This window comes from Oleiphilus sp. HI0061 (genome assembly GCF_001635675.1).
Genome location: NZ_LWFE01000422.1, coordinates 1 through 995, shown reverse-complemented (window position 1 = coordinate 995; position 995 = coordinate 1). Strand labels below are relative to the sequence as shown.

The window sequence follows — 995 nt, the reverse complement described above, 5'->3', positions numbered from 1 at the left end:
GCCAGCTCTCTGGAAGAAACCGCTGCCAGCATGGAAGAAATTACCAGTACGGTGAAAGAAAGCGAGAAGAACTCAGACGATGCAAACTACGAAGCTAACGATGCTCGTGTGAAAGCCGAGTCAGGCGGACAAGTTGTTAATCAGGCGGTTGAGGCGATGAAAGAAATTTCTGAATCCAGCAACAAGATTAATGACATTATCGGCGTCATTGATGAGATAGCTTTCCAAACTAACTTATTGGCACTTAACGCAGCTGTGGAAGCCGCAAGGGCAGGTGAACACGGACGTGGTTTTGCAGTGGTGGCAGGTGAAGTTCGAACCTTGTCCCAACGCTCCGCCAGTGCCGCGAAAGAGATCAAAGACCTTATTCGCGACAGTGTCAATAAAGTCGAGTCAGGCTCAATGTTAGTCAATCAGACAGGTGAAACCTTAAATGGCATCGTCCACTCCGTAGAGCAAGTTGCACGCCGTATAGAAAGCGTCAATGTTGCTGCCAAAGAACAATCTAACGGAATTGGACAGATCAACCAGGCCATTTCGCAAATGGATGAGATGACACAACAAAACGCAGCCTTGGTTGAAGAAACTGCCGCTGCGTCAAGGTCTATGAGTGACCAGGCGAGTAAGATGCAACAATTGGTTCGTTTCTTCAGAACCTAGTCTGTCTGTGGCATAATTCGCAGCCTAAACCGAAAGGGGAGTCATTTGACTCCCCTTTTTTTGCACCAAAGTCTCAAACCTAGATAAAAACGAACCACTATATGTCAGCACAAACGAACGATATTCTTCAACAAGAACTACTTAGCAATCTATCTCGCTACCAAGATAGAGCGGCTCGCGTTTTCCATGGCAGAGGTAAATACTTTGAAGCGCTAAGCAGTCTGAATATTGAGTGGTACCCGCCCTATTTATTTGTGCAAAACTTTTCAGAAAGTCTTAGTGATGATATCGCCGCAAGTCTCAAAAAAGTATTTGACAACAATCTGTATATTTCA

At 45.3% G+C, this 995-nt stretch carries 2 protein-coding genes; both read left to right on the top strand.

Translation table 11 applies throughout. The features are described from left to right. Positions 1-660, top strand: a 660-nt coding sequence (locus tag A3735_RS05690) for a methyl-accepting chemotaxis protein (RefSeq protein WP_231882417.1), incomplete at its 5' end; no start/stop codon positions are given. 101 nt (positions 661-761) lie between these two features. Further along, positions 762-995, top strand: a 234-nt coding sequence (locus A3735_RS05685; RefSeq protein ID WP_197485690.1) for a class I SAM-dependent methyltransferase, incomplete at its 3' end; no start/stop codon positions are given.